Annotated in this window: 20 protein-coding genes; 9 read left to right on the top strand and 11 right to left on the bottom strand. The window is 73.7% G+C overall.

Annotated features, from left to right (window positions below; all coding sequences use genetic code 11):
* Positions 1–45: 45 nt before the first annotated feature.
* The gene (locus tag AMY39116_RS0322375) at positions 46–2,085 is read left to right on the top strand and encodes an N-acetylmuramoyl-L-alanine amidase (protein WP_020419860.1); all 2,040 of its coding nucleotides are present in this window, start codon (positions 46–48) and stop codon (positions 2,083–2,085) included.
* A gap of 195 nt (positions 2,086–2,280) precedes the next feature.
* On the opposite strand, the gene AMY39116_RS0322370 is transcribed toward AMY39116_RS0322375, so the two are convergent.
* On the bottom strand, positions 2,281–3,132 hold the full coding sequence (locus AMY39116_RS0322370) for an SDR family oxidoreductase (RefSeq protein ID WP_027936139.1): 852 nt from the start codon (positions 3,130–3,132) through the stop codon (positions 2,281–2,283).
* Positions 3,133–3,204: 72 nt separating this feature from the next.
* Between AMY39116_RS0322370 and AMY39116_RS0322365 the strand changes: the two genes are divergently transcribed.
* Positions 3,205–4,116: a LysR family transcriptional regulator gene (locus tag AMY39116_RS0322365; RefSeq protein WP_020419858.1), complete on the top strand. Its 912-nt coding sequence runs from the start codon at positions 3,205–3,207 to the stop codon at positions 4,114–4,116.
* A 188-nt stretch (positions 4,117–4,304) separates the two neighbouring features.
* The gene (locus AMY39116_RS0322360) at positions 4,305–4,910 is read left to right on the top strand and encodes a class I SAM-dependent methyltransferase (protein WP_027936138.1); all 606 of its coding nucleotides are present in this window, start codon (positions 4,305–4,307) and stop codon (positions 4,908–4,910) included.
* Positions 4,911–4,987: 77 nt separating this feature from the next.
* Here the strand turns inward: AMY39116_RS0322360 and AMY39116_RS0322355 are convergent, their stop codons facing one another.
* A complete protein-coding gene (locus AMY39116_RS0322355; protein ID WP_027936137.1) occupies positions 4,988–5,917 on the bottom strand; it encodes an AraC family transcriptional regulator in 930 nt (309 codons plus the stop codon).
* 139 nt (positions 5,918–6,056) lie between these two features.
* On the opposite strand from AMY39116_RS0322355, the gene AMY39116_RS0322350 reads away from it, so the two are divergent.
* Entirely contained in the window at positions 6,057–7,280 is a 1,224-nt protein-coding gene (locus AMY39116_RS0322350) for a cytochrome P450 (protein ID WP_020419855.1), read from the top strand.
* Between the two features lies 1 nt (position 7,281).
* Positions 7,282–8,286 carry a 2Fe-2S iron-sulfur cluster-binding protein gene (locus AMY39116_RS0322345; RefSeq protein ID WP_020419854.1) on the top strand — a complete coding sequence of 335 codons (1,005 nt, stop codon included), beginning with the start codon at positions 7,282–7,284 and terminating at the stop codon, positions 8,284–8,286.
* On the opposite strand, the gene AMY39116_RS0322340 is transcribed toward AMY39116_RS0322345, so the two are convergent.
* Positions 8,270–8,578: a DUF1905 domain-containing protein gene (locus AMY39116_RS0322340; protein WP_020419853.1), complete on the bottom strand. Its 309-nt coding sequence runs from the start codon at positions 8,576–8,578 to the stop codon at positions 8,270–8,272. The two genes, AMY39116_RS0322345 and AMY39116_RS0322340, sit on opposite strands and share 17 nt — an antisense overlap.
* A 63-nt stretch (positions 8,579–8,641) precedes the next feature.
* On the opposite strand from AMY39116_RS0322340, the gene AMY39116_RS0322335 reads away from it, so the two are divergent.
* Entirely contained in the window at positions 8,642–9,388 is a 747-nt protein-coding gene (locus AMY39116_RS0322335; protein ID WP_020419852.1) for an alpha/beta fold hydrolase, read from the top strand.
* 1 nt (position 9,389) lies between these two features.
* Here the strand turns inward: AMY39116_RS0322335 and AMY39116_RS0322330 are convergent, their stop codons facing one another.
* Together AMY39116_RS0322330 and AMY39116_RS0322325 are read right to left on the bottom strand one after the other, a co-directional pair.
* Entirely contained in the window at positions 9,390–9,722 is a 333-nt protein-coding gene (locus tag AMY39116_RS0322330; protein WP_020419851.1) for a TfoX/Sxy family protein, read from the bottom strand.
* A 9-nt stretch (positions 9,723–9,731) separates the two neighbouring features.
* The gene (locus AMY39116_RS0322325; RefSeq protein ID WP_020419850.1) at positions 9,732–10,439 is read right to left on the bottom strand and encodes a LysR substrate-binding domain-containing protein; all 708 of its coding nucleotides are present in this window, start codon (positions 10,437–10,439) and stop codon (positions 9,732–9,734) included.
* A 131-nt stretch (positions 10,440–10,570) separates the two neighbouring features.
* Here AMY39116_RS0322325 and AMY39116_RS0322320 point away from each other — a divergent pair, with 131 nt between their 5' ends.
* From AMY39116_RS0322320 to AMY39116_RS43415, 3 genes are read left to right on the top strand one after another with little or no spacing between them, the layout of a single operon-like run.
* Positions 10,571–11,002, top strand: a complete 432-nt coding sequence (locus AMY39116_RS0322320; protein ID WP_020419849.1) for an SRPBCC domain-containing protein — start codon at positions 10,571–10,573, stop codon at positions 11,000–11,002.
* Positions 10,992–11,327, top strand: a complete 336-nt coding sequence (locus AMY39116_RS0322315) for a metalloregulator ArsR/SmtB family transcription factor (protein WP_020419848.1) — start codon at positions 10,992–10,994, stop codon at positions 11,325–11,327. The genes AMY39116_RS0322320 and AMY39116_RS0322315 overlap by 11 nt, the downstream gene beginning before the upstream one ends.
* Before the next feature lie 27 nt (positions 11,328–11,354).
* On the top strand, positions 11,355–12,035 hold the full coding sequence (locus AMY39116_RS43415) for a DUF899 domain-containing protein (RefSeq protein WP_020419847.1): 681 nt from the start codon (positions 11,355–11,357) through the stop codon (positions 12,033–12,035).
* Positions 12,036–12,069: 34 nt separating this feature from the next.
* Here the strand turns inward: AMY39116_RS43415 and AMY39116_RS0322305 are convergent, their stop codons facing one another.
* From AMY39116_RS0322305 to AMY39116_RS0322280, 6 genes are all read right to left on the bottom strand, one after another.
* Complete coding sequence (locus AMY39116_RS0322305; RefSeq protein ID WP_020419846.1) at positions 12,070–12,666, bottom strand: TMEM175 family protein; 597 nt, start codon at positions 12,664–12,666, stop codon at positions 12,070–12,072.
* The gene (locus AMY39116_RS0322300; protein ID WP_235716193.1) at positions 12,663–13,592 is read right to left on the bottom strand and encodes a LysR family transcriptional regulator; all 930 of its coding nucleotides are present in this window, start codon (positions 13,590–13,592) and stop codon (positions 12,663–12,665) included. Before AMY39116_RS0322300 ends, AMY39116_RS0322305 begins: the two co-directional genes overlap by 4 nt.
* Positions 13,593–13,659: 67 nt before the next feature.
* Positions 13,660–14,529 carry an alpha/beta fold hydrolase gene (locus AMY39116_RS0322295; RefSeq protein ID WP_020419844.1) on the bottom strand — a complete coding sequence of 290 codons (870 nt, stop codon included), beginning with the start codon at positions 14,527–14,529 and terminating at the stop codon, positions 13,660–13,662.
* A gap of 2 nt (positions 14,530–14,531) precedes the next feature.
* A complete protein-coding gene (locus AMY39116_RS0322290; RefSeq protein ID WP_020419843.1) occupies positions 14,532–15,590 on the bottom strand; it encodes an amidohydrolase family protein in 1,059 nt (352 codons plus the stop codon).
* The gene (locus AMY39116_RS0322285) at positions 15,587–16,687 is read right to left on the bottom strand and encodes an amidohydrolase family protein (protein ID WP_020419842.1); all 1,101 of its coding nucleotides are present in this window, start codon (positions 16,685–16,687) and stop codon (positions 15,587–15,589) included. The genes AMY39116_RS0322290 and AMY39116_RS0322285 overlap by 4 nt, the downstream gene beginning before the upstream one ends.
* The gene (locus tag AMY39116_RS0322280; RefSeq protein WP_027936135.1) at positions 16,684–17,136 is read right to left on the bottom strand and encodes a Rieske 2Fe-2S domain-containing protein; all 453 of its coding nucleotides are present in this window, start codon (positions 17,134–17,136) and stop codon (positions 16,684–16,686) included. The genes AMY39116_RS0322285 and AMY39116_RS0322280 overlap by 4 nt, the downstream gene beginning before the upstream one ends.
* Between the last annotated feature and the right edge of the window lie 146 nt (positions 17,137–17,282).

Below are 17,282 nucleotides of genomic sequence, written 5' to 3'. Positions count from 1 at the left end.
CAAGGAGTTCGCGTGCGCCCTCGTCACTGGGGATCTCTGTTGTGCGTGCTGACGGCTGCCGTCGCCGTGCTGTCCATGCCCGCCGCGGCGCAGCCCGCGCCCGGGCCGGTCGAGCCGAAGGCGACCACGGTCGCGCTCGCGACCGTGCCCGAGGTGGCGCCGGGCGCGCGGGAAGTGCCTGCGCGGGAGGAGTTTTCGCTGGCCGGGCTCACCTGGCGGGGCGCGGCGCCGGACACGGTGTCGGTGCGGTGGCGGTCCGCGGCGGGCGGGTGGAGCGACTGGCGCGCGGTCGACCGCCAGGACTCCGGCCGGGACGGCGCGCCCGCGCCGTCCACCACCGAGCCGATCTGGACCGGCCCGGCCGACCGGCTGCAGGTGCGCGCCGAGCGCGGCGGCGCCCCGGTGACCGCCGACCTGTCCGCCGTGCTGGTCGACCCCGGAACGTCCCCGGCCGACGCGATGGTCGCGCAGACGACGGGCGTGCCGTCGATGCCCGCCGTCGTGACCAGGGCGCAGTGGGGCGCCGACGAATCGCTGATGACCTGGACGCCGGAGTACGCGCCCACCGTCAAGGCGGTGACGCTGCACCACACCGACAACAGCAACGACTACACCTGCGACCAGTCGGCCGAGCTCGTGCGCGGCATCTACTACTACCACGCGGTCACCAACGGCTGGGGCGACATCGGCTACAACGCCCTGGTGGACAAGTGCGGCACCGTGTTCGAGGGCCGCGCGGGCGGGCTGAACCTGCCCACGATCGGCGCGCACGCGGGCGGGTTCAACACCTCCACGTTCGGCATCTCGATGCTCGGCACTTACGGCACGGTCGCGCCGACCGAGGCGACGCTGGACGCGGTGGCGCGCATGACCGCGTGGAAGCTGGGCAACGGCTACACCGACCCGTCCGGGTCCACCACGCTGGTCAGCCGGGGCGGCGGCACGTCCAAGTACCCGGCGGGCACCGAGGTGACGCTGCCGACCGTGTTCGGCCACCGGGACGTCGGCGCGACGGAGTGCCCCGGCGACGCGGGGTACGCCCAGCTGCCCGCGCTGCGCACCCGCGCCACGGAACTGGCCGGGGACTGGCGGTCCAGCCCGGTGCACCAGAAGTGGGTCGCGGTCGGCACGGCCGCGGCGGGCCCGGTGTACGCGGTGGAGGCGGACTGGCCGGGCGGCGGCCGGGCGACGACGTTCGGCGCCGGCGGGTCGACGATCGCGTGGCGCTCGGACCTGGGCGCCTACTGGGTGCGCGGCGCCATCCACGGCACGTTCACCGCGCTGGGCGGGTCGTCGCTGTTCGGCTACCCGACGACCGACGAGCGCGGCACGCCTGACGGCGTGGGCCGGTACAACCACTTCAGCGAGAACGCCTCGATCTACTTCACCCCGGACACCGGCGCCCGCGGCATCCTCGGGCCGATCCGCGACAAGTGGGCCGCGCGCGGCTGGGAGACCGGGCTCGGATATCCGCGCACGGACCAGAAGGTGACGCCGGACGGCGTGGGCCGCTACAACCACTTCACCGGGAACGCGTCCATCTACTGGACTTCGGGCACCGGCGCGCAGGCGATCCAGGGCGCGATCCGCGACACCTGGTCGGCGCTGGGGTGGGAAACCAGCCCGCTGGCCTACCCGACGACCGACGAGCGCGCCACGCCCGACGGGGTCGGCCGGTACAACCACTTCAACGGCAGCGGCGGCGGCTCGATCTACTGGACGCCGGGCACCGGCGCCCGCGCGATCTACGGCGCCATCCGGGCGCGGTGGAGCGCGCTCGGCTGGGAAGCGGGCCCGCTCGGCTACCCGACGACGAACGAGCTGGTCACGCCCGACGGCGTGGGGCGGTACAACCACTTCAACGGCAGCGGCGGTGGTTCCGTCTACTGGTCGCCGGCCACCGGCGCGCACGCGATCTACGGTGTGATCCGCTCGCACTGGGCGTCCCTGGGCTGGGAGGCGTCCTGGCTGGGCTACCCGACGAGCGACGAGTACGGCGTCGCGGGCGGCCGGCGCAGCGACTTCCAAGGCGGCTACATCGTGTTCTCGTTCGCCACCGGCAAGGCGACGGCGTACCGCTACTGAACGGCGACCGCCGGGGCCGGTTCCGCGTCGGTGGTGCGGCGGGCCGGTCCGGCGTAGGTCGCCGCGCGCGGCGGGGGCCGGGCATGTGCAGGCCGTCGGCCGGCTTCCGGGAGATGGTTTCGCGCGGTGGCCACCGGTGACGCGGGTGCTGGTGCGGACCGGGCCGTCAGGACGGAACGGCGGCCCCTCGCAACTCTAAGGACGCGCCCCGGCAGTTTCCGGCTTGAACGGCACCACCTGCCCGAACCGCACGAGTTCGCCGTAGTGCTCGGGCTTCACCGGCTCCAGCACGAGGTCCAGCAGTGCCGTCGCGGCCTGGGCGGGTGAAGGGGCGTCGCGGACGTCCCACCACAGCGCGGATGTCGGGGTGTTGATCATCCCCGGGCACACCGCGGCCAGCAGGATCCCGCGGGCGAGATCGGTGTCCCGGCGTTGTGCGGCGAGGGCACGCACGGCCGCGACCTGCGCGATCTTCGACGGGATGTTCACGAAGCCCGGCCACGCGCCGGCGCGGGCGCTGCCGTCCTCGACCGCGTCCCGCCACGCGGCGACCTGCTCGTCCACCTCGTCGAGCGTGGTCAGGCCGTCGAAGCGGCGGTGCAGCACCGGGGCGAGGTGGTGCAGCGTGCCCAGCGAACTGGCGACCACCACCAGGCTGCCGTGGTCGCGCACCAGCGGCGCGAACGCCCGCAGCAACCGGGTGGTGCCGAAGTTGTTCACCTCCGTGTAGGGGCGGATGATCGCGCGCGGGTCGTCGTCGGGGCCCACGCGCATCACGGCGTTGCCGAACACGATGTCGACCCCGCCGTGGCGCTCCCGCACCAGGTCCGCGAAACGAGCGGCGGCGTCCGGTTCACCCACGTCGAAGATCTCGCCGCGGACGCGCGCCCCGCCGGCCGGCACGGCGTCCACGGCCTGCCGGACCCGGTCGGCGTCCCGTCCGGTCAGGTACACGGTGTCCGCTGTGGACAGACGATGGGCGAGGCCTTCGGCCAGGGCGAGGCCGAGCCCCTGGGTGGCTCCGGTGACTACCGCGACTCTGCTCATGACCTCGACGTTATGGCCGCCGGGGGCCATCCGGGTAGCGAAAGAAACTCACCAGGGGTATTCCTGTTCGTCATGGCCTTCACCGATGCGTCGCTCACCGCGCTGCGGGTCTTCCGCGAGGTGGCCGAGCGGGGGACGCTCACCGCCGCGGCGGCCGCGCTCGGCTACACCCAGTCCGCGGTCTCCCGGCAGATCGCGGCACTCGAACGCGCCGCCGGGGCGCCGCTGCTGGAACGGCGGCACGACGGCGTGCGGCTCACCCCGGCCGGGCGGGTGGTGGTGCGCCGCGCGGCGAGCGTCATCGACCAGATCGACGCCACCGCACGCGAGCTGGCCGGGTTGCCGGACGAGCACGCCGTGGTGCGGCTGGGGTGGTTCGCCAGCGCCGGGGCCGGGCTGGTGCCGCGGGCGCTGGCCGCGTTGCGGGAGACGCACCCGGCGATCAGTGTGGTGTCCCGGGAGGGCAGCACACCGGCGCTGGTGCGGGCGTTGCGCGCCGGGACGCTGGACCTGGCGGTGATCGCGGCCGCGCCGCCGTTCCGCCCGCCGGACAGCGAAACCCCCGCGCTGGTGGTGCGGACGCTCGTCGAGCGCGGCCTGTGCGTCGCCGTGCCCGCGGCGCACCCGCTGACGCGCGGGGAGTTCGTGGACATCACGGACCTGCACGGGCAGCGGTGGATCGCCGGCACGGGCGACGACCGGGTGATGGGGGTGTGGCCGGGACTGGATGAGCGCCCGGAAATCGCTCACACGGCGCGGGATTGGCTGGCGAAGCTGCAACTGGTCTCGGCGGGATGCGGCATCACGACGGCGCCGGCCTCACTCGCCCCGGTGGCGCCGGCGGGCGTGCGGGTGCTGCCCGTGCACGGCGGCCCGGCCGAACAGCGCCGCCTGCAGGTGGCCCGCCTGCCGGGGCCGCAGCCGGAGGCCGCCCGGCGAGTGGTGGAGGCGCTGCGCGTGGCGGCGGTGGAGACGGGGTCTTGAGCGGTGCGGCTGTCCCGTCCGGCAGCGGCTGTCGGGCTCTGCCGGGGGCGGCCGGTGGTTGAGTCGCCGCGGGTGGCGGTTGCGCTGGCCGAGCAGGCGGAGCGGTCGTTCCTCCGCTTGGGCCGGTGGCCCCGACGGGCAGGGGCGAGATCCGTCCGGTGGCCGATGCCAGCGCCTAAGCTTCCCCCATGAGCGTGCCACCGACCGGTCTCGCCGCGACGCGGGCTTTTTTCGGGCCCCGCGCGGCTACCTGGGAGTTGAAGTTCCCCGACGACGGGCCCCGCTACCGGCGGGCCGTCGCGGATCTGGCTCCGCCGGCCGGTGGGGTGGTCGCCGACATCGCGTGCGGCACCGGGCGCGCCCTGCCGGAGTTGCGGGACGCCGTCGGCCCCGGGGGCACCGTTCTCGGGGTCGATGTGACGCCCGAGATGCTCGCCGAGGCGGCCGCCCGCGGTCGTCACCGCGTGGCGGCGCTGCTCCTCGGCGACGCCCTGCACCTGCCGTTCAGGACCGGCGCTCTGGACGCCGTCTTCGCCGCCGGGCTGGTCTCGCACCTGCCCGACCCGGTCGCCGGCCTGCGCGAACTCGCCCGCGTCTGCCGGCCGGGCGGGCGCCTCGCGTTGTTCCACCCCGTCGGGCGGGCCGCGCTGGCACGGCGGCAGGGCCGGGAGCTGACCCCGGACGACCTCCGCGCCGAGCCGAACATCCGTGCCGCCCTCACCGCGGCGGGCTGGCGCCTGGACGACATCGACGACGGCGAGGACCGCTACCTCGTCCTCGCCACCGTCCACTGACAACGGTCAGCGGGTGACCTCCCGGCCTCGCTCCTCGCGCGCACCACGGCCGCGGAAAGCGCATTCAGTCGCGGGTTTCAGCGGTGCGCTCGCGCGGGCGGCACGCCGTACCGGCGGCGGTAGGCGGCCGCGAACCGGCTGGCGCTGGAGAAGCCCCAGCGTGCCGCGACCTCGCTGACCGTGCATCCCGACGAGGCCAGGTCCGCGTCGGCGCGTTGCAGGCGGATTCCGAGCAGGTACTCGGTCGGGCTGCAGCCCACCCACTGCCGGAAGCCCTCCTGCAGGCGGCGGACGCTGGTGCCCGCGACCTCGGCCATGTCGCCCGCCGTCCAGGGGCGGCCCGGGTCGTCGTGCAGCTGGTCCAGCACCCGGTTGATCGCGCGCGGGCGCGGGGCCGGGCCGGCACCGGCCTCCGGGCAGCCGGCCAGCAGGAAACTCGCCGCCAGCGCGCCGGCCAGCTGGTCGCGCACGACGTCGCCCAGGAGGCCGGGCTCGTGCAGGTTCGCCGCCAGGCTGCCGACCAGCTGACGCCACGCGCGCCCCTGCCCGGCGGCCAGGTCGAGCTGGTCCGGCAGCTCGCCGCGCAGCGTGACGCGGTCGCCGCCGAGCACCCGCTCGGCCTCGCGGTCCAGCCACGCGCTGTCGAACTTCACGCCCAGCACCGTGCAGGTGGCGTCCCAGTGGCTGATCAGCGAGGGCGTGTCGGCCCGGAACACCGTCGCCTGCCCGGACACCGACACCACCGGCCCGTGCCTGCCGCGGCTCTCCAGGTGCCCGGTCAGCGGCAGGTTGATCTCGTAGGCGCCGGGGTAGTCGCACGCGACCCGCACGTCGGCGCCCCACCCGACGTGCCCCACCAGCACCGGCCCGAGGTCGAGCGTGCGCAGCGTCAGGCGCGGATCGCGGCCGCCGCCGAGCGGCTGCAGCTCGTGCGGGAAATACGCCTCCGCCACCTTCCGGGACGCCTGGTGCCAGTCCCGGGGCGGCGCACTACGCCGTGCGGGCATGCGCAGGAGGTTACCAGAGACACCCGCCGCCAACTGGCCGCGCGATCCGTGCCGGGACCGCGCGAAGCGTGTCGCGCCGCAGGTCAGCGCTGCCTAGCCTCCCGTGTCATCCCGGACAACGACGTGGGAGGACACCGCGATGACGACGACCGAACGGCCCGATCTCGCCTGGCTCGACGAGGTCACCATGACGCAGCTCGAGCGCAACCCGTACGAGGTGTACGAGCGGCTGCGCGCGGAGGCGCCGCTGGCCTTCGTGCCGGTGCTGGGGTCCTACGTCGCCTCGACCGCCGAGGTCTGCCGCGAAGTCGCGACCAGCCCGGACTTCGAGGCCGTCATCACCCCGGCCGGCGGCCGCACCTTCGGGCACCCGGCGATCATCGGCGTCAACGGCGACATCCACGCCGACCTGCGCTCCATGGTCGAGCCCGCCCTGCAGCCCGCCGAGGTGGACCGCTGGATCGACGACCTGGTGCGGCCCATCGCGCGCCGCTACCTGGAGCGGTTCGAAAACGACGGGCACGCCGAACTGGTGGCGCAGTACTGCGAGCCGGTCAGCGTCCGCTCGCTCGGCGACCTGCTCGGCCTGCAGGAGGTCGACTCGGACAAGCTGCGCGAGTGGTTCGCCAAGCTGAACCGCTCGTTCACCAACGCCGCCGTCGACGAGAACGGCGAGTTCGCCAACCCCGAGGGCTTCGCCGAGGGCGACCAGGCGAAGGCCGAGATCCGCGCCGTCGTCGACCCGCTGATCGACAAGTGGATCGAGCACCCCGACGACAGCGCCATTTCGCACTGGCTGCACGACGGCATGCCGCCCGGCCAGACCCGCGACCGCGAGTACATCTACCCGACGATCTACGTGTACCTGCTCGGCGCGATGCAGGAACCCGGCCACGGCATGGCCTCCACCCTGGTCGGCCTGTTCAGCAGGCCCGAGCAGCTGGAAGAGGTGGTCGACGACCCCACGCTGATCCCGCGGGCGATCGCCGAGGGCCTGCGGTGGACCTCGCCGATCTGGTCGGCCACCGCCCGCATCTCCACCAAGCCGGTGACCATCGCCGGGGTCGACCTGCCCGCCGGCACGCCGGTGATGCTCTCCTACGGCTCGGCCAACCACGACACCGGCAAGTACGAGGCGCCCTCGCAGTACGACCTGCACCGCCCGCCGCTGCCGCACCTCGCCTTCGGCGCGGGCAACCACGCGTGCGCGGGCATCTACTTCGCCAACCACGTCATGCGGATCGCGCTGGAGGAGCTGTTCGAGGCCATCCCGAACCTGGAGCGCGACACCCGCGAGGGCGTCGAGTTCTGGGGCTGGGGCTTCCGCGGCCCCACCTCGCTGCACGTCACCTGGGAGGTGTGAGGTGACGTTCGCGGTCAGCGTCGGGGGCAGGCGGGTCGACTGCGAGCCCGGCCAGACCCTGCTCGAGGCGTTCCTGCGCGGCGGGGTGTGGATGCCCAACTCGTGCAACCAGGGCACCTGCGGCACCTGCAAGCTCCAGGTGCTCTCCGGCGAGGTCGACCACGGCGGCGCCCCGGAGGACACCCTCAGCGCCGAGGAACGCGCGTCCGGACTGGCGCTCGCCTGCCAGGCCCGTCCGCTCGCCGACACGGAGGTGCGCAGCACCGCCGACGCCGGGCGCGTCACGCACCCGCTGCGGGACCTGACGGCCACCGTGCTGGAGGTCGCCGACATCGCGCGCGACACCCGCCGGGTGCTGCTGGGCCTGGCCGAGCCGCTGGCGTTCGAGGCCGGGCAGTACGTCGAGCTGGTCGTGCCCGGCTCCGGCGCGCGGCGGCAGTACTCGCTGGCCAACACGGCCGACGAGGACAAGGTGCTGGAGCTGCACGTCCGGCGCGTGCCCGGTGGGGTCGCCACCGACGGCTGGCTCTTCGACGGGCTCGCCGCCGGCGACCGGGTCGAGGCGACCGGGCCGCTCGGCGACTTCCACCTGCCGCCGCCGGACGAGGACGACGGCGGCCCGATGGTGCTCATCGGCGGCGGAACCGGGCTGGCGCCGCTGGTCGGCATCGCCCGCACCGCGCTGGCCCGGCACCCGTCGCGCGAAGTGCTGCTGTACCACGGGGTGCGCGGCGCGGCGGACCTGTACGACCTCGGCCGGTTCGCCGAGATCGCGGAGGAGCACCCGGGTTTCCGGTTCGTGCCGGTGCTGTCGGACGAGCCGGATCCGGCGTACCGGGGCGGTTTCCCGACCGACGCGTTCGTCGAGGACGTCCCCAGTGGACGCGGCTGGTCCGGCTGGCTGTGCGGCCCGCCGGCGATGGTCGAGGCCGGGGTGAAGGCGTTCAAACGGCGGCGCATGTCGCCGCGGCGGATCCACCGGGAGAAGTTCACGCCGGCCTCGTGAGTACTTCGAGGGTGACGGCCGTGGTGTCGCCCGGGTGCAGGTCCTCGGCTTCCCGGACGGCGCGTTTGACCGGCAGCACGTAGCAGCCGCGCGCCTTGTCCGGGAAGACCGAGGTCGTCCACGTGGTCGCGCCGACCCGGGCGCGCACCCGCACGGACCCGAAGCCCGGGCGGCTGCCCTCGGTGAGGTCGCTGATCTCGTCCGAGGCGTCGGCGGGCAGGCTCACGAACGTCCAGGTGTCGGCGCGCCGCGCGTCCCACACCCAGAGCTCCGCGTCGAAGACGATGTCCACCCGCGGAGCGTCTCACGCGGCACCGACAGTTTCGGAGCGTGCGGGCCGCGGTACCCGTTCCCGGTGATCACGCACCAGTTCACCGGGGCGGCAGGCACCCGGATGCACGCCGAGGTGACCGGGCCGGCGGGCGCGCCGGAGGTGGTGTGCGTGCACGGGCTGGGCTGCTCGCACCGGTACTTCCGCCCGCTGGCGCGCACGCTGGGGGAGCGGCTGCGGGTGAGCGCGCCGGACCTGCCAGGTTTCGGCCGCACGCCGGGGCCGCGCCGGGCGCTGGACGTGCGCGGGTTGTCGACGGCGCTGGCGGAGTGGCTGCGGGAGACCGGGCGGGGCGGCTCGGTGCTGGTAGCGAACTCGGCGGGCTGCCAGATCGTCGTGGACCTGGCCGTGCACGCGCCGGAGCTGCTCGGCCCGGTGGTGCTGATCGGCCCGAGCACCGACCGGACGGCGCCGTCGCTGGTGCGCCAGCTCGGCCGGCTCGTGGCCGACGCTCCGCGGGAACGGCCGTCGCTGCTGGTGGTGCTCGCGTGGGACTACCTGGTGTGCGGGCCCCGGCGGCTGCTAGCCACCGCCCGGCACCTGCGGGACGACCCCGTCGAGGTGAAGCTGCCGCACCTGACCACCCCCGCGGTGGTCGTGCGCGGCAGCCGGGACCCGATCGCGTCCCGGGCGTGGGCACAGGAGATGGCGGCGCGGCTGCCCGCCGGCCGGTACGCGGAGGTTCCGGGGCACGCGCACGCGCTGAACCACTCGGCGCCGGCGGAGGTGGCGGGGCTGGTCGAGTCGTTGGTGGGGAGTGCGCCGCGGTGATTCAGTCCTTGGCGGGAAGCGCACCGGCGTAGGACACGCCCCGCGTCACCCACTCGCGGAGCCGCGCCGCGGTCCGGACGACCGCGGCGTCCACCCGGAGCCATCCGCGCATCTCGCGGCCGCGCATCACCATCGGCTGGACGCCCTCGCCGAGGAGGCGCTCACCTTCGTCCGGCTCGACGCGCACCAGCAGGCCGCCTTCCGAACTGGCCGCGACGGCCATGTTGCCGTGGACGAGGAACGCCAGCCCGCCGAACATCCGCTTCTCCCGCACACCGTCCACACCGGACAACTGTTCCCGGACGCGGTCGGCGAGTTCGTGGTCGTAGGCCATGTGCCAGTATCACCGCCGCTTGGGCTTGCCGCGCTTGGTGGGGCGGCGGGGCTGGTTCCGGCGCGGCGCCGGCTTGCGCTCCTCCGCGGGGCGCTTCGCCTTCGACTGCTTCGGCGCCGGCGGCCGTCCGCGGGTGCTGTTGACCGTGCGGCCGCGGACGATGCCGATGAACAGCTCCATCTCCTCGGTCGTCTCGTCCTCCAGCCAGGACAGCGCGACCCGCGACTGGGGGACGCCGGTGACCGGCCGGTATGTCAGATCCCGCCGGTGGTGCAACCGGGCGAGCGACTGCGGCACCACCAGCACCCCGACACCGGCCGCGACGAGTTCGATCGCGTCGCCGGTGGTGGCGGGGCGTTCGAGCGCCGGCTTGCCGGGCGGGTGTGCCCAGTCCAGGGTGTCGTCGAGCGGGTGCAGCACCAGCTCGTCGGCGAGGTCGTCGGCGGTGATCTCGTCCGCCGCGGCGATCAGGTGGTCCTTCGGCACGACCACGACCGTCGTCTCGGTGTAGAGGGGGATGGCGTGCAGGCCGTCGCGGTCGGTCGGCAGGCGCAGCAGCACCGCGTCGAGCTCGCGGTCGCGGACCCGTCCGGCCGCCTTCGCGGCGGTGACCTGCACCAGCTCCAGCGGGACGGCGGGGCTGCGCTCCGCCCAGATCCGCACCCACTTGCCGGGTGTCACCCCGGGCACGTACCCGAGCGTGAAGGACTCTGCCACCCGGCCAGGCTACCGGGCGTGACCGGCGCCGTTACCCGGGACAGCTGAACCGGGGGATCCAGCGGAGCGGTTGACGCAACTACCCGGTTGCCATAGTGTGGCAACCAAGAAGTTGCGACACAGGAGGCGTCATGGCGTTCCCGGACCGCATCGAGCGCGTCGTCGAGCTCGGTCACCCGCCCGCGAAGGTGTGGGCCGCGCTCACCACCGCCGAGGGGCTCGGCACCTGGTTCGGCCAGGAGGCGTCGATCGACCTGCGGCCCGGCGGCGCGGGGGAGCTGAAGTGGGACAACGGTTTCCGTCAGGACCTGCGCGTCGAGCGGGTCGAGGAGCCACGCGTCTTCGGCTTCACCTGGCGGATCTACGGCCTGCCCGACGACGACCCGCGCCGGACCTACGTGGAGTTCACCCTCGAACCGGACGGCGAGGGCACGCGGCTCACCGTCGTGGAGACCGGGTTCGCCCAGCTGCCGGACGACACGCACCGCGAGGCGTTCGACGGCAACACCGGGGGCTGGGCGCGGGAACTGGACGAACTGGCCGGCTACCTCGATGCAGCGTGATGCCGAGGCCGTCGCCGAGCAGGTCTTCGCCGCGCTGGCCGATCCGACGCGGCGGGCGATCCTGGCCGAGCTGGCCGCGCGGGGCCCGGCCACGGCGACCGACCTCGCCGGCCGCCTGCCGATCACCCGGCAGGGCGTCGCCAAGCACCTCGCCCTGCTCGCCGAGGCCGGGCTCGTCACGGCCGAGCCGGGGGAGCGGCGGCGGGTCCGCTACCGCCTCCGGACGGCCCCGATGCAGGTGGCGCAACAGTTCCTGGCCGCGCTGGCCCGCAACTGGGACAACCCGCTGGCGAAACTGCGCGACCAGCTGGACGGCACAGCGTGATCATCCGAAGTGGAAGGTGGAGAACCGATGAGGACACCCCCGATCGTCTCGCGACAGGAGTGGCAGGCCGCGTGGGAGGAGCTCCTGGTCAAGGAGAAGGAGCTGACCCGCGCGAAGGACGCGATGGCCGCCGCGCGGCGTCGCATGCCGTGGACCGAAGTGGACCGGGACTACCGGTTCGACGGCCCGGACGGGCCGGTGGATCTGCTCGGCCTGTTCGACGGCCGCCGTCAGCTGATCGTCTACCGGGCGTTCCTCGAGCCCGGCGTGCACGGCTGGCCTGACCACGCCTGCGTCGGCTGCTCGATGGTGGCCGACCAGGTCGCGCACCCCGCCCACCTGAACGCCCGCGACACCACGCTGGTGTTCGCCTCGCGCGCGCCGCAGCCCGACATCGCGCGGGTCAAGGCGCGGATGGGCTGGACGATGCCCTGGTACACCATCCTGGACGACTTCGACACCGACTTCGGGGTGGCCGAGTACCACGGCACCAACGCCTTCATCCGCGAGGGCGACCGCGTGTTCCGCACCTACTTCGTCAACAACCGCGGCGACGAGGCGATGGGGGGCACCTGGAGCTACCTCGACATCACGGCGCTGGGGAGGCAGGAGACGTGGGAGGACTCGCCGGAGGGCTACCCGCAGACGCCGCCCTACGAGTGGTGGCACTGGCACGACGACTACCCGGCGCGTCAGCCGTCCGCCTGAGGCGGACCATCGCCGCGGCGTGGAAGCACGAGGCTCAGCGGTAGCGGAAGCGGGCCAGCTGAGGTGGGACGAACAACAGCAGCAGCGAGTAGTAACCGGCGGCGGGCACGAGCGCGGACAGCACGAACGCCACCGCCAGGGCGACGGCGGCGCCCACCGAGTTGAACACCCAGCGGCCGTCGATCGCCGAGGCGTCGCGGGCCAGCCCCGGGGTGCGCCGGACCACCAGCGTCATCGCCGTGAGGCACAGTGTGTTGACCAGGACCGTGCCGATGTAGAACAGCACCACGAACTCGTCCTCGCCGTAGGCGCCGGTGAGCTCGCTCGGGAACGGCAGCACCGCGACGGTCAGCAGCCACGCGATGTTCAGCCACATCACGGCCGCGTTGACAGCGCGGACCTGCTCGAACAGGTGGTGGTGGCTCAGCCACTGACGGGCGATCACCACGAAGCTCAGCAGGAAGCTCACGATCTGCCAGCGGTTGCCGCTGATCGCCTCGGCCGCCGGCTGCCCGTCGACCACCAGCTCGGACACCGAGTCGGCCAGGGGGAGCACCAGCAGCGTCATCGCGATCGCCACGACCGCGTCGGAGAAGAAGACCAGCCGCTCGGCCGGCCGCAGCGCGCTCACGGGCGGTCCGAGTGGTGCGCCGCCTGGCGGGCCACCTGCCGCAGCCAGCGGTGCGCCTCGTCGTGTTCCTTGCGCTCGTCCCACCACATGATCTCCACGATGGGCGGCGGGTCGCCGGGGCACTCCAGGATCCGCAGGTCCGACCGGCCGGCCAGGTAGCGCGTCAGCCGCCGCTGCATGACCGCGATCCGGTCGGTCCCGGCGATGAAGTACGGCGTCGCCTGGTAGCTGTCCACCCGCACCGCCACCCGGGGACGCGCGGACAGCCTCGCCATCAGCGGCCCCAGCGGCGACGTGGCCGGATAACCGCCGTCCGGGTGGTGCGGCACCACCCACGGCAGCCGCTCCAGGTCGGACAGCTCCAGCCGGTCGCCGACCGGGTTGTCGGCGGACACCACGCACACCCAGCGGTCCCGGAACAGCTCCAGCGAGTTGATCCCGGGCGCGTGCAGCTCGGGCTTCGCGGCGCAGATCATCGCGTCGATCACCCGCAGCGTCTCCGGGATGTCGGCAGGCAGCCGCTCCCGCACCACCCGCACGTGCATCCGGATGTTCGGCCCCGCGGCGTACATCGCCGCCGACAGCTGCTCCCCGTAGGCGGCGAGCACGTAGTCGGGCATCAGCAGGGTGAACTCGCGCTCCGAGGACTCCGGGTCGAAGCCGGGCGTGGTGGCGAACAACCGTTCCAGGCTGGCGCACAACGGCTCCACCTGCCCGGCCAGCTGCGCCGCCAGCGGGGACAGCACATAGGAGCCGCGGGACCGGATCAGCAGCTGGTCGTCGAAGTGGCGGCGCAGCCGGGACAGCGCCGCGCTGGCCGTCGGCTGGCTCACGCCCACCCGCTCGGCCGCCCGGGTCACGTTGCGCTCGCGCAGCAGCTCCCGCAGGAACACCAGGAGATTCAGGTCCAGGCTCGCCAGTGACAAGGAGCGTCGTGTCACCTTGCGGACGGCCGAACCCATGGATCCATTAGGAGCCGGGCGCGATCGGGTGTCAAGGATCTTGTCGTGTGGCGGAAAGGAACTTCCGCAGCGCCCCGGCGGTCTCGGCGGGACGCTCCTCGGCGAGGTAGTGGCCGCAGTCCAGCGCCGTCCCGGTGACCCGCGGGGCCCACGGCCGCCACACGGCGAGCACGTCATCGGTCCTCCCGAGCGGTCCGGCCGCGCCCCACAGCACCAGCGTGGGGCAGGTGATCTCCCGCCGGCCCCGGTCGGCTTCGTCGTCGGCCCGGTCCACGGTGACGCCCGCGCGGTAGTCCTGGCACATCGCGTGCACGACCGACGGCCGCCGGTAAGCCGCCCGGTAGGCGCGCAGTGCCGCCTCGGCGAAGATCCCGTCCGCGCCGCGCAGGAAGAACGCGTCCGGGTCGGCGGCGATCAGCCGTTCCGGCAGGTCACCTGGCTGGGCGAGGAAGAACCAGTGCCACGCCGACCTGGCGAACTCCGCGTCCACGCGGGCCAGCACGTCGGCCGTGGGCAGGATGTCCAGCACGGCCAGCGCGGTCACCGCGTCCGGGTGGTCGAGCGCGAGCCGGTAGGCGCAGCGCCCGCCCCGGTCGTGCCCGGCGACGGCGAAGCGGCGGAACCCGAGCCGGCCCATCACCGAGACCAGCTCGCGCGCCATCGCCCGCTTGCCGAACGCCGCCACGTCGCCGCCGGGCGCCACGCTGTCCCCGTAACCGGGCAGGTCCGCGGCGATGACCGTGTGGTCGCGGGCCAGCTCGGGCGCGACCAGGTGCCACATGGCCGAGGTCTGCGGGTAGCCGTGCAGCAGCAGCACCGGCGGGCCGCTGCCGCCGGTGCGGACCCGGACCCGTCCGCCCGCCGGTGTCGCCACGTCCTGGCAGGTGAACCCGGCGAACACGGTCAGATCCCGTACCAGGCCGCCGCGTTGCCCGCGAGCACCGCCTCCGCCTCGGCCGGGGTCAGCGCGTCGAGAAGCCGCTGCCCGCTGCCGCCGTGGTCGTGCGGGTGGTCGCTGGCGTGCATCAGCATCGAGCCGGCGCCGACCATGTCCAGCACCTCCCGCACCTGCCCGGGGTCCCGCGGCAGCTGCGCGGGCGCGGTGGTCAGCCGGATGTGCCGCCCCACCACCTCCGACGGTTTCGCGCCCAGCCACGGCACCTCGCGCCACACACCCTTCCAGTCCTTGTCGAACCGCCACAGCAGCGCGGGCAGCCAGGAGAACCCGCACTCCAGCAGGGCGACCCGCAGGTCCGGCAGCTCCGCGAACACACCCTCGGCGACCAGGCTGGTCAGCTGGGCCTGCACGAGCAGCTGCGAGTTGCCCACGTAGTCCTCGAGGTAGGTGTGGGTGAACCCGGTGCTGGTGGGCGCGTTCCCGATCCGGCCCCACGCGTGCAGGCCGACCACCAGGCCGCGTTCGGCCGCGGCCCGCAGGATCGGCCGGTGCCGCTTGTTGCCCCACGGCGCGTCCGTGCGCACCGGCAGCAGCACCTGCACGATGCCGGGGTGGTCGCCGATCCGCTCGATCTCGGCGACGGCGGCCTCGGCGTCCAGGGTCGGCACCACCATGCTGGCGCGCAGCCGGTCGTCGCTGCTCAGCCACTCCGTGATCAGCCAGTCGTTGACCGAGCGGGTGAGCGCCGCCTCGTAGTAGGGGTTGCGGTTGCAGTGGAACGACGTCGTGCACACCAGGATCGCGGCCCGCAGCCCGTCGAGCAGGATCGACCGCACCGACTCCGCGTCGTGCGCCGGAGTCAGGCCGGCGGCCCGCGCGGCCGGGGTGGCGCTGGTGGGCGCCGCAGGGGGATAGGCGCCGCCCTGGTGCGGGGACAGCATCAGCCCGCCCTCCAGCACGTAGCCGCGCCAGTACGGTTCCAGGTAGGGCACCAGGTCGTTCAGCGACGACGGTCCACAGTGGATCTCGGCGTCGATGCGGGTGGTGCCGACCGCGGTGGTCATGGGGCCTCCGGCAGACCGTAGAGCCGGCACGCGTTGGCGCCCATGACGCCTTCGCGCAGCGCGGCGGGGAACAGGCGCGGCGCGTGCCGCGGGGAGTCGAAGTCCCAGTGCGGGTAGTCGGAGGCGAACATGATCCGCTCGTCCATCCCGAGGTGGGCCAGCGCCTTGTCGAGGTCGCGCGGGTCGTCAGGCTCCTCGATGGGCTGGGTGGTGAACCAGAACCGCTCGCGGATGTACTCCGACGGCGGCTTGACCAGGTGCGGCACGTCGCCCCGGAGCCGCTCCCACGCGTCGTCCAGCGCCCACATCAGCGGCGCGGCCCAGGCGATGCCGCCCTCCACGCAGATCACCTTCAGCTCCGGCAGCCGGTCCAGGACGCCCTCGCAGAGCATCCCGGTGACGAACGCGGCCATCAGGTTGCCGTTCCACACGTGCTCTTCGAGGTAGAACGACGGCCACCCGGCGCCGCGGTGCATCTCCAGCCCGCCGGTGTGCGCGGCGACCGGCAGCCCGGCCTCGGCCGCGGCCTCGTAGATCGGCCAGTACCGGCGGCGGCCGAAGCCGAGCTCGCCGCCGGTGGACAGCAGCACCTGCACGAACCGCGGGTCGCCGGCGTGCCGCCGGATCTCCTCGGCCGCGAGGTCCGGCGCCTCGATCGGGATGGTGATCGACCCGCGCAGCCGGGGTTCGGCGTCGAGCAGCGTGTCGATCTGCCACTCGTTGAGCGCCCGGCACAGCGCGGCGGCGTACTCCGGTTCCTCGGCGCCCCAGCTGTGGCTCTGCAGCGGGATCAGGATGCCGTGAGTCACGCCGAACTCGTCGAGCAGCTGGTCCCGGATCATGCCCAGGTCGCTGCCCGGCGGCCCGTCCGCGGGCCAGGAGTCCAGCCGGAAGCCGGCGTTGCGGACCCGCGGGTAGATCTCCGGCGGGCCGGGCACGCGGCTGCCGAACAGGTCCCACCGCGCGCGGTGCTTCTCCGGCAGCCGCTCCCGGATGGCGGCCGCCGGGGCCGCCGGGTGGATGTCGGTGTCGACGATGGTGTAGCCGGTGCGGCCCGGCGCGCTGCCGGGCTGCCCGGCGACGGCGGTGCTGGTCACCGGTCACCTCCCTTGTCGCCAGGGCGTGCTCCGCCGCTGGTGTCCACGACCACGTAGGCGTCTTCCACGTGCACCGGGTACGTCTCGGCGACGTACGGGCCGGGGATGCGTCCGTTCTTGCCGCGCTCCACGGAGACGTCGTAGGTGCGGGCCGGCGGTTCGTCCGGCCCGAGGAACGACTGCCCGGTCTCGAGGTCGTACTCCCAGCCGTGCCAGGGGCAGGCGACGAGCGCGTCGCCGTCCTCCTGCCGGACCTCACCGGGCGCGGTGGAGGTCAGCCACGGCTGGGTGGCCCCGAGGCAGAGCGGGCCGCCCTGGTGCGGGCAGTGGTTGTTCAGTGCGTAGAAACGGTCGCCGACCCGGAAAACCCCGATCGACCGCCGGCCGGCCTGGACGATCCGGCGCTCTCCCGGCGGGAAGTCGTCGAGCCGGGACACCACGATCCTCATGCTGTGCCACGGTAGAGATCGCCGCGGGCCGGGCGGAAAGTGAAAGTTTCGATGGAGACCATCGGCCGTCCCGATAGTGGCGCATGTGGACCCGCCATCTGGTTCCTTGATTTCGCTTGCCCAGCAAGGGAAACGCCGATCCGGTG

The organism is Amycolatopsis sp. ATCC 39116, from assembly GCF_000231075.2.
Lineage (GTDB): Bacteria > Actinomycetota > Actinomycetes > Mycobacteriales > Pseudonocardiaceae > Amycolatopsis_E > Amycolatopsis_E tucumanensis.
This window is presented reverse-complemented; position numbering and strand designations above follow the sequence as displayed.

What these genes read in the sequence shown, in the direction of transcription:
- AMY39116_RS0322360 (WP_027936138.1), top strand. Translation starts at nt 4,305, where the DNA reads ATGAGCGTGCCACCGACCGGTCTCGCCGCGACGCGGGCTTTTTTCGGG.
- AMY39116_RS0322330 (WP_020419851.1), bottom strand. Translation starts at nt 9,722, where the DNA reads ATGGCCTACGACCACGAACTCGCCGACCGCGTCCGGGAACAGTTGTCC.
- AMY39116_RS0322315 (WP_020419848.1), top strand. Translation starts at nt 10,992, where the DNA reads ATGCAGCGTGATGCCGAGGCCGTCGCCGAGCAGGTCTTCGCCGCGCTG.
- AMY39116_RS0322280 (WP_027936135.1), bottom strand. Translation starts at nt 17,136, where the DNA reads ATGAGGATCGTGGTGTCCCGGCTCGACGACTTCCCGCCGGGAGAGCGC.
- AMY39116_RS0322365 (WP_020419858.1), top strand. Translation starts at nt 3,205, where the DNA reads ATGGCCTTCACCGATGCGTCGCTCACCGCGCTGCGGGTCTTCCGCGAG.
- AMY39116_RS43415 (WP_020419847.1), top strand. Translation starts at nt 11,355, where the DNA reads ATGAGGACACCCCCGATCGTCTCGCGACAGGAGTGGCAGGCCGCGTGG.
- AMY39116_RS0322290 (WP_020419843.1), bottom strand. Translation starts at nt 15,590, where the DNA reads ATGACCACCGCGGTCGGCACCACCCGCATCGACGCCGAGATCCACTGT.
- AMY39116_RS0322355 (WP_027936137.1), bottom strand. Translation starts at nt 5,917, where the DNA reads ATGCCCGCACGGCGTAGTGCGCCGCCCCGGGACTGGCACCAGGCGTCC.
- AMY39116_RS0322370 (WP_027936139.1), bottom strand. Translation starts at nt 3,132, where the DNA reads ATGAGCAGAGTCGCGGTAGTCACCGGAGCCACCCAGGGGCTCGGCCTC.
- AMY39116_RS0322320 (WP_020419849.1), top strand. Translation starts at nt 10,571, where the DNA reads ATGGCGTTCCCGGACCGCATCGAGCGCGTCGTCGAGCTCGGTCACCCG.
- AMY39116_RS0322350 (WP_020419855.1), top strand. Translation starts at nt 6,057, where the DNA reads ATGACGACGACCGAACGGCCCGATCTCGCCTGGCTCGACGAGGTCACC.